Raw genomic sequence first — 9515 nt, 5'->3', positions numbered from 1 at the left:
ATAGAATAATAAGAGCCCGGAAAGCGACCATATGGCTGGCCGCCTCGTTCCTGTCGGTGGCTATTGCCTCTGGCTTGGAAATCGCCCTAGGTCAACAGTAGACTTCCGTCGGCTGCCCGGGAGGTGCAAGCTATGGCTGCGAAGGAGCCCGCCAGACCAAGTCCCGCCCCCCCGTCTCAAACCAAACCGATGCCACCGCCGCCCGAGCCGCCGCCGCTCAGGATATTGAACGAAGGCGTCGAATTGCCGATGCCCCCGCGCCAGCCCCGTCCGCCCAAGCTCCGAGTGGTCGCGACTTTCCGGAACGAGCGGACGAGATTATCCGGAACAGATGGTCGCGATCGGCCGGGCCAGTGGACGGGATTATCCGGAATCACTGAACGAGACTTTCCGGAATCACTGGTCGATTTCGCCGGAATACGCACGAAAAGGGCAACGACTGCTTTTGAAGGTGTCCCCTCATCAAGAACGGTGTTTTGCACCTGTTTACTGCCGAACTCGGGAATCACGGTGAGACTCTAGGCCGCGCCAAGCTTCCTCTTCAGGGAGTTAAGCGAGTTGTTCCAATGCAGGTGGCCCATGTGCTGCAGCTGGCCCACTACAATGCCCGGAGCGATACTCTGCCCCTTGGCAAATGCCCTTATTGCCTTTTCCGAGAAGTCCCTTTTGGCAACAAACTCTCCGAACTGCGCCGATGGAATGAGGAGTTCCTGGGCAAACCTGTTGGCGTCATCTTCCTCCGACTCACCTTTCAGCTGTTTGCTGTCAATGAAGATATCCTTCTTGCCATGTAGCAAGATATGTCCGGCTTCGTGAAAGAAAGTGAACCACAACTGATCATCGGTTTTGTACCTGAAGCTCAGTTGAATGAGGGCCTTCTTTGGGGTCAGCCATCGAGTCGCCCCACAGACCCTGCTCTTCGGCAACTCAGGAATAAAGGTGACCGCCACCCCAGCCTCGGAACAGACGCCCTGAACCAAAGGCTTGAAAACATCCTCTGCTTCGACGGTCAAACGCCTCACACGTTTGAGGCAGTCGGCGAACCCATCGCGACTGTACTCTTTGCAGTCAATTCGGTGGGCTTCCAGTTCGCCTTTACGAAGCCAAGCCGCCAGAGACCCAGGGTCGCTTCCGAAGGCTTTAGCTTTTCGAAAGGCAGCCTGCGGCGCGGGAAGGGAGCCCATGGCGTCTTCAGAGGCGACTCCGAAATACCGTAATACCTCCTCGACCTGCTGGGCTTTGTCCTCACATCTTTCAATCCAGCCCAATCGTACCATCGCTTGCACCGGAATGGTGTCAAGCCATCCCACCTGAGAGGCAAGTTTGTCGCGCTGAGACAGATCGGCCAGATACCCTCGGTAATCGGACTCCAGATTCCGCCACAGCGAGGCGGGGACGTTGAGGACACGCTCAAGCTGAAGGGCCGTTTCGGCGGTTATCGCGGCCTTCCCTTTGATGATTTCATTGATGGTCTTCAAAGGACGACCTAGCCGCTTGGCCAATTCAGCCTGACTCATACCAATCGACTGGATGGCTTCAAGCACTGTCTCTCCCGGGGGGACGGCATAGTCAGGCCTGAAGTCCCCCCTCCGATCATTACTCCCCATGGTAATCAACCACCTCGATAATCCGTATAACGGTGATCTTCGATAGATCCACGCTTCCATCCGCCGTAAGCTCAAGGCGCTCGCCCGCGGGTTCGAAGACGAGTCTGAACGGATAGCCGACGTTCACCGCGTACTGACCCTTCCGGTTTTCTCTCAAGGGATGAAATCTCGTCTGCGGGAGGCGGCTGAAGTCGGCCAGGTTATCAGCATCTAGTAGCTGAAACATCCTGCGCATGATCATCTGGCCACGCTCCGAACCGTACTTCCTGATGAGTCTTTCTTTACTGTTCAAGACCCGCCCAAGAGCTTTTCCCCTATAGTATATGTCCATTGGGACGCTCAGGCCACAAAGTCGTTAACCCCTTGTGTTAACCTTTGTGGCCCGTCACCTCCAAAAGGGAAATAATGGAGGCTTGGTCACTACGTTTTCAGTATAAGCTCGGCCGGTCGAGTTGTCAACAGTATCCTTCACCCTTCAGGTTAATAACCGTCCGCCGAAGGCGTGGAAAGCCGCAACTCAATGGTTGCGGCTTTCTCGTCACCATTCAGGAACTCGACGGCCTCACCGCCCCATCCTCAGGATCAGCCTCACCGAGTCCCATGCCCGCCGGAACAGCCCGCCCCGCGGCACGGCCTCGGCGGTGATCATCGTCGTCCGGTAAAGTTCCTTCTCGCCGAGGGTCATCACCAGGGTGCCGACGGGTTGCCCGGCGGTGACCGGAGCGACCAGGTACGGTCGGTCGAAGTAGGGCTTGGCGGTGACCTTGCCCTCGAGCCCCTTGGGGACGAGGGCCGTCGTCCCCTCGGTCGTGGTCAGGGCGACGTGTCCGGCGGCCCCCTTGTTGACAAGCATCGAGGAGGGAACCGCCTCGCCGCCCTGCGGCGGCAATGGCTTGGCCGCCACCAACTGGGTGAAGCCCCAATCCAGCAGATAGGTGGCGACCCTTTGGCGATAGGCCTCGCCGGTCATGCTCCCGACCGCGTCCGGGGCGCCGAAGACGACGGCGATCAGCCGGGTCTGGCCACGTTTAGCCGTGGCCACCAGATTGTTGCCGGCCTCCTCGGTGTGGCCGGTCTTGATCCCGTCGGCGCCCGGGTAGTCCCACAGGAGGCGGTTGCGGTTCGGCTGGGTGACCGGCGTGCCGAGAGCATCGGCCCCGTAGGTGAACTCCTTGGTCGAGTGATAGGTCAGGGCCTCGGGGAAGTCCCTGAGGTACAGACGGGCCAGGCGGGCCATGTCCCGGGCCGAGATGCGGTCGTCCGGGGACAGGCCGTGCGGGTCGGCGAAGTTGGCCGTCGTCAGACCCATGGCGGCGGCCTCCTTGTTCATCTCGGCGACGAAGGCGTCAACCGAACCGGAGAGGGCTACGGCCAGGGTCACACAGGCGTCATTGCCGGAGTCGACGGCCATCCCGTAGAGCAGGTCGCGGACCTTCACCCGACTGCCGGGCTTGAGGAACATCAGGGATGAGCCGGGCCAGTTCGAAGCGGCCGCCTCCGGGGGGACGAGGACCTGCTGGTCGAGGCTGAGCTTGCCGTCACGGATGGCCTTGAGGGCCACCCGCATCGTCATCACCTTGGTCACGCTGGCCAGCGGCCAGGGCTGGTCGGCATCCTTCTGGACCAGGACCTGACCGCTATCGGCGTCGACCAGGATGGCCCCCTTGACCACGCTCCCCAGGGGGCCGTGGAAGTCGGCCAGGCTGGTCGACGCCGGCGCCGCCAGGCGCGGGCCGGCCAACGCCCGCTCGATGAGCTTGGCCCCGCCGACGGCGATGGCGGCGAGGAGGCCCAGGATGACGAGGAGGACGATCAGACGTCCCGGGCGGAAGCGCCAACGCCCGCGGCTGGCGGGTCTGGACCGGCGCGATCGGCGGGTCCTGCGGATTGTGGAAGCTGGGACAACCGAGCGAGCGCGTCTCCGGATGATCGCCCTTCTTCGTCGGCGCAAGGCAGGGCCTCCCTAGGATTGGTTCACCAACCCAATAATACCACGCTGCTACGGACATACAAAACCCCGCGGCCGATGGTGACCGCGGGGTCTCTGCTAAGCCGGGGTCCGAGACTAGATGGTCCCTTCCCGCAGGAAGTTCATCAAAGTGTACTTGGTGACTCCGGTGAGGCCCATCTTCTCCAGGGTCAGGCCCTTGGACAGCCAATCGGTGGCGCTGACCACCGAGGCCAGGGTGATCAGGGAGTCGATGATCGGGGTCTGGACGCCGCCCAGCGTGGCCAGGTGCTTGTAGGGGACGATCCCGAAGGGCACGTCCTCGGTGATGAAGCGATGCTTGAGGCTGGGCGGGGCCATGATCTCCTTGTTGGCCTCGCTATCCCGCAGGGCGACATAGCAGGAGCCGCTCTGGACGGCTTCCTTCGAGGTCGCGCCATACAGGAAGAAGACCTCGACGAAGGGCTTCGGGTAGACCCCGAGGGCGGCCATGGCCGCCGTGCGCTCCCGCTCGAGCTGGTCGATGACCGCGCCGACGCCGGGGGTGCCGCCTTCGGTGTAGAACCGGAAGGCGCCGTTGGTCTTCTCGATCCAGCCGGCGTTCATCAGCGTCCCGGCCGGGTGCATGACCGCGTTGACGTTGGCGAAGGCGGTGTCGAGGACGGTGGCCGAGGGGACCAGATTCTTGAAGTAGGGAGACATTTCGGAGAAGATCTCGTCGCGCTTCTTGGCCGGAAAGACCGAGAAGAGCACCCCGCCGAGGTTCCATACGGTCACCTGGGCCGGGCCGGTGATCCGGGTGATGTAGATGTTGGTGTTGGTCTCGCCGATGACGACGTTCTTCGGGCCGCCGTTCTTCTTGAGGGCGTGGGCGAAGGCCAGAGCGCCGCCGGTGCTGCCGGGGTTGAGGAAGACATGGGCTCCTTCCGGAAGAAGGGGCGCCAGTTCGGCCGCCAGGAACTCATGGGCCACGGCCGGGGTGGCCACCCAGAAGAAGTCGGCTCCGTCGGCGGCTTCCCTGATGTCCGTGGTGATCACGGGGATCTTGTAGAAGCCCTCGCCGAGCACGCCCTTGAGGTTGATGCCGCCGGCGGCCTTGATCGCCTCGATCTCGTTGGCCCACCGGTTGTAAAGCCGGACCTCCAAGCCCATCTTGGTCAGATGGGCGGCCGCGGCCTGTCCCGCGTTGCCGGCCCCGAAGACTGCGACTCTCTTCACTCTGAGGACACCTCCCACAGACTATTGGCGGTCTGAGCAGCCGCCTTGCTCACTTCGGCTGGCTGTCACCCTTGAGGGTCCCTTTGGCGTCGATGACGAGATAGTTGTCGGAGTAGATGACCGCCGGGTTGATGTCGATGCTCTCGATCTCCGGATGGGCCGTGATCAGGTCGGAGAAACGGCTGACGAGGTCGGCGACGACGGCCGGGTCGATCCGGTTCCACCCTTGGGCCGCCTTCATCTTCGCCTGGACCTTCTTGACCATCTTGGTGGCCTGGTCGCGGTCGGCCGGGAGGGACCGGAAGTCCACGCACTTGAGGACTTCGGCGAACTCGCCGCCCGCCCCGAACATGACCACCCTTCCGAACTCGGCGTCCCGGGCCGTGCCGACGATGACCTCGGCCAATCCCCTGGGGGCCTGTCCGCAGATCAGGCACCCGTCGATCTTGGCCTCGGGGACCGCCCGGCCGACTTGGGTCACGATCCGGGTGAAGGCCTCCTTGACCTGAGCCGGGGTGTGGAGGTCGACGGCGACCCCACCAAGCTTGGACTTATGCATGATGTCGGCCGAGGCGACCTTGCAGACCACTGGAAACCCGATCTGTTCGGCCGCCGCCGCGGCCTCATCGGCCGTCGCCGCCACATGGTGCGGGATGACCCTGATGCCCACGCCGGCCAGGAGACCGTAGACTTCCGATTCCGATAGGTTCCGCTGGACGCTTTCCATCTAGAGCCTCGCTCCCGTCTTGAGCAGACTGGCGGCGACGTCGCGCCCCCGGTCGAAGGCCCGCAGGTTGAGTTCGGCGGTGCCCTTCGGGGCCTCCTCCTTGATCGTTTCCTTGAGGCTCTCCTCATCCACCGGGAGGATGCCCATGGCGCTGGCCGCTCCGAGCATGACCACGCTCATCACCTGTGGCTTGCCGAGGTCCTGGGCGACCGCGGTGGCGTCGAAAGAGAGGACCTTCCGGCCCAGCTTGCCCAGGGCGCTGAGGAGCCCGTCGAGCTCGGGATACTTGGCCCGGCCCATCTTCACGTCGGCCGGAACGTAGGGAGTGGTGTTCAGCAGGCATACGCCGCCGGGAGCCAGGTAGGGGATGGCCACCCGGAGGGTCTCGAGGGGCTCGAGGCCGACGATCAGGTCGGCCCCGTCGGTCGGGGTCAGCGGGGCCCGGACGTCGCCGATGCGAACGTGGGAGAAGACCTTCCCGCCGCGCATGGCCGCCCCGTAGGTCTCCCCGATCCGGACCTGGACCGGCTTGCCGGTCTTGGCCGCCTGCCGCAGGGCCGACTTGCCCAGGATGTGCGCCGCGAGGATGGACCCCTGTCCACCGACACCAGCGACGATGACGTTCGTGGCGCTCATCAGTGCGCACCTCCCTGGAGGTTGATGGCCTTGCGGTTGCAGACCTGGGCGCACAGGCCGCAGCTGTTGCAGAGGATCTGGTCGATCTCGCTCTTCTCGCCGTCGGGGCCGACCCCCAGGGCCGGGCAACCGAGCTGGAGGCAGGTGCCGCAGCCGTTGCACTTGTCGGTGTCGACGGTGGTGCGGGGCCGGACGACGTTCCGCTCGCGGCGGACGGTCTGCAGGCGGCACTCACCCGAGACCACCAGGACCACCGGACCGTCGAGCTTGAAGGCTTCGTCGAGGGCGGTCTTGACCGTCCTGATATCGAAGGCGTCGGCCGTCAGGACGTGGTCGAAGCCGAGGGCTTTGGCCGCCGTGGCGATGTCGAGGCTCTTGGCCGGCGAGCCGTTGCCCACCCGACCGGTGGTCGGGCTGGCCTGGTGGCCGGTCATCGCCGTCCAACGGTTGTCGAGGACCATGAAGACGACCTGACCGCCGTTCCAAGCGGTGTTGGCCACTGACGGCAGGCAGGCGTGGAAGAAGGTCGAGTCGCCGGCGACGGCGACGACCTTGCCGTCTTTGTAGCCGGCCAGCGCTTGCCCCTGAGCCATGCCCAAGGCGCTGCCCATGACGTAGATCGTGTCGAGCATCTCGTAGACGCTCTGGGCCTTCCACAGGTGGCTGTCGTCGTTGCTGAAGAGGTTTTCGGCGAAGATTCCGTAGCCGGCCTGCTCGTAGCAGCCGATGTCGCCATTGAGGAGGTGGACCCCGTCCTTGTAGCGCTGGAGCGCCAACCGCAGGCCCCAGTAAGAGCCGAGGTGCGGGCAGCCGGCGCACAAGGTCGACGAGCGCGGGCAGATCCGGGCGGCGAGGTCGTCCTTCAGGCTCTTGCGGGCCGAATCCTCGGCCACCTTGGCGCCGACCAGCGGGGCCAGGGCCCTGACGACCATGTCCGTGTCCAGCTCGCCCCACATCGGCATGGCCTGATCCAGGCCCTTGCCGACGATCTCGCACCGGGCCCCGGTCCGCTGAGCGATCTCTCGGACGAGCCCTTCGATCCAGTTGGTCCCCTCATCGACGATGAGGACCTTGTCGCTGTTCTTGAGGACCTCGCCGACCATCTTGGTCGGGATCGGGAAGGCCGTCCCCAGCTTGAGCCAGTTGACCTGGTCCTGGAGGCCGAGGCGGCGGATGGCTTCATAGGCATAGGCGCTGCCGAGCCCGCCGGCGATGATCCCGATCCGGCTGCCGGGGGCCAGCTTCAATTGGTTGAACGGGGACTTCTCGGCGTACTCCTCGAGCTTCGGGAACTGCTTGACCAACCACTCGTGCTTCGACCGGGTCCCCGGGGGGCCATAGACGTTCCAGCGATATTGGAAGTCATAATGCTTGTTGAAGCCGAGCTTCTTCTCGGTCCGCTGGATGGGGCCGAGGGTGACGTTGGCGCTCCCGTGGGAAACCCGGCTCACGGTGCGAACCATCACCGGCAGCTGGAGCTGGTGGGACAGGTCGAAGGCCTGCCGGACCATCTCCTTGGCCTCACCGGCGTCGGCCGGCTCGAGGCAGAGGATCTCGGCCTGCTTGGCCAGGGGCCGGCTGTCATGCTCGGTCGACGAGAAATGGGCGTCGGGGTCGTCGGCGACGACCACGACCAGGCTGCCCTTGATCCCGCCGTAGGGGACGGTGACGAAGGTGTCCATGGCCACGTTGATGCCGGCCGACTTCATCGCCACGAGGGCCTTGGCTCCCACCAGGGAGGCCCCGGCGGCGACGTCGAAGGCCACCTTCTCATTAGTGCTCCACTGGGCGTAGAAACCCTGGCCGATACTGGCCTCATTCAAAGCTTCGACGATCTCGGACGACGGTGTGCCCGGATAGGCGGAGACCAATTCGACGCCGGCTTCCACGGCACCCCGGGCGAGGGCGTGGTTGCCGAGCATGACCGTCTCGGTTCCGGGCTTACCTGCTAGGTATAGGTCGTCTTTCACCCTTTACTCTCCCTTCTGGCGAACGACGAGGCCGAGGCCCCTCATTGCTCTCTCAGGACTGGAAAAAACGGGGATCTTGGCCTGGGCGAAGACCTTGCGCTCCTGGGCCTCCACTTCCCCGCCGCCCAGGAAGACGACGACGAAGGGTTGCTTGAGGTCCTTCTGGGCGCGCTTCATCATCTCGGCCGCCCCCGGGATGGGGTCGCCGAAGATGACCAGGAACGAGTCGACGTTCCGGTCGGTCGCGGCCGTACGGAGTACGGTCTCATACATTTCCCAGGTCGCGTCGCCGGTGAGGTCGATGGGGTTGCGGACGGAGCAGTACGACGGAAGCTTCTCGCGTAGCGAGGCGCTGGTCGCTTCGTCCAGCTTGGCCAGCTCGAGGCCGGACTCGAACCCGGCGTCGGTGGCCAGCACGCCGGCCCCGCCCGAACTGGTGATGATGCAGACCTTGCGGCCGGCCGGCGCCTTCAGGCAGGCGAGGGCCTTGGTCCCATCGTAGAGGTCCTCGATGGAGTCGACCACGGCCGCCCCGTTGGCCTCGGCCAGGCTGGCGAACACCTGGTACTGGCCGGCCAGGGACTTCGTGTGGGTCTGGGCGGCGGCGTGCCCGATCGGGGTCCGGCCGCCGCGGAGCAGGACGACGGGGATCTTGGCGGTGGCCCGCTTGAGGACTTCCATGAAGGTCTTACCGTCGCCGAGGCCTTCGCTGTATACGGCGATGGCCTTGGTCTCGCCGTCGCCGGACAGGAAGTTGACGGCGTCGGTCTCGTTGATGTCGGTCTTGTTGCCCATCGCCAGCATGCAGGAGATGCCGAGGCCGTCCTCGGCCGCCCAATCGGCCAAGGCCGCGGCCACCGTCCCACTCTGGGAGACGACGGCGATCGGCCCGCGGCTCCTTTGGACCGGCCAGGTGGCGCAGAGGTTGTTGGGCAGGTAGGCCAGACCCTGGCAGTTGGGGCCGACGATGCGCAGGCCCCCGGCCCGGGCGGTGCGGACCAGTTCCCGTTCGCCCTCGAGGTTGCCGGCTTCCCGGAAACCACCGCTGACGATGATGGCCACCCCGATCTTCTTCTGGATGGCCTCCTGGACCACGGACAGGACCACTCCCGAGGGGACGGCCACGACCATCAGGTCGACGTCCGCCGGGATCTCCAGCAGGTTGGGGTAGGCCTTGAGCCCGAGGATCTCGCTTTCCTTGCGGTTGACGGGATAGATCGGACCTTTGAAGCCGCCCTCGATCAGGTTACTCAGGATGGTGTGGCCGAGCTTCCCCGGCGTGGCCGAGGCGCCGACCACGGCGACGGACTCGGCTTGGAACAATCGCTCGAGGCCCATGCGGCGGTCTCCCTTCCGAAGGTGTCGGACTGAGCGTCCGACGAATATCCGGCTGATTCGCCCCGCCGGTT

At 64.6% G+C, this 9515-nt stretch carries 9 protein-coding genes; all 9 read right to left on the bottom strand.

Annotation, left to right across the window (positions count from 1 at the left end):
- Nucleotides 1-176: 176 nt before the first annotated feature.
- The 9 genes from VGL40_07605 to VGL40_07565 all read right to left on the bottom strand — a co-directional run bounded on the left by VGL40_07605 (nucleotide 177) and on the right by VGL40_07565 (nucleotide 9444).
- The gene (locus VGL40_07605; GenBank protein HEY3315124.1) at nucleotides 177-509 is read right to left on the bottom strand and encodes a hypothetical protein; all 333 of its coding nucleotides are present in this window, start codon (nucleotides 507-509) and stop codon (nucleotides 177-179) included.
- Between the two features lie 9 nt (nucleotides 510-518).
- Nucleotides 519-1607, bottom strand: coding sequence for a HigA family addiction module antitoxin (locus VGL40_07600; protein ID HEY3315123.1), 1089 nt, complete (start codon nucleotides 1605-1607; stop codon nucleotides 519-521).
- Complete coding sequence (locus tag VGL40_07595) at nucleotides 1597-1938, bottom strand: killer suppression protein (protein HEY3315122.1); 342 nt, start codon at nucleotides 1936-1938, stop codon at nucleotides 1597-1599. The genes VGL40_07600 and VGL40_07595 overlap by 11 nt, the downstream gene beginning before the upstream one ends.
- A 231-nt stretch (nucleotides 1939-2169) precedes the next feature.
- Entirely contained in the window at nucleotides 2170-3558 is a 1389-nt protein-coding gene (locus VGL40_07590) for a D-alanyl-D-alanine carboxypeptidase family protein (protein ID HEY3315121.1), read from the bottom strand.
- Between the two features lie 114 nt (nucleotides 3559-3672).
- A complete protein-coding gene (locus VGL40_07585) occupies nucleotides 3673-4773 on the bottom strand; it encodes an NAD/NADP octopine/nopaline dehydrogenase family protein (protein HEY3315120.1) in 1101 nt (366 codons plus the stop codon).
- A gap of 49 nt (nucleotides 4774-4822) precedes the next feature.
- Nucleotides 4823-5500: an acetate--CoA ligase family protein gene (locus tag VGL40_07580; GenBank protein HEY3315119.1), complete on the bottom strand. Its 678-nt coding sequence runs from the start codon at nucleotides 5498-5500 to the stop codon at nucleotides 4823-4825.
- On the bottom strand, nucleotides 5501-6136 hold the full coding sequence (locus VGL40_07575) for an indolepyruvate oxidoreductase subunit beta (GenBank protein ID HEY3315118.1): 636 nt from the start codon (nucleotides 6134-6136) through the stop codon (nucleotides 5501-5503).
- Nucleotides 6136-8106: a thiamine pyrophosphate-dependent enzyme gene (locus tag VGL40_07570; GenBank protein HEY3315117.1), complete on the bottom strand. Its 1971-nt coding sequence runs from the start codon at nucleotides 8104-8106 to the stop codon at nucleotides 6136-6138. The genes VGL40_07575 and VGL40_07570 overlap by 1 nt, the downstream gene beginning before the upstream one ends.
- 3 nt (nucleotides 8107-8109) lie before the next feature.
- Complete coding sequence (locus VGL40_07565; GenBank protein HEY3315116.1) at nucleotides 8110-9444, bottom strand: CoA-binding protein; 1335 nt, start codon at nucleotides 9442-9444, stop codon at nucleotides 8110-8112.
- Nucleotides 9445-9515 lie beyond the last annotated feature (71 nt).

It is taken from the genome of Bacillota bacterium (genome assembly GCA_036504675.1).
In the GTDB taxonomy this organism is placed as follows: domain Bacteria; phylum Bacillota; class Sulfobacillia; order JAJYWN01; family JAJZPE01; genus DASXUT01.
Note: the sequence above shows the minus strand (reverse complement) of the source record. Positions and strands in the feature narration are given on the sequence as shown.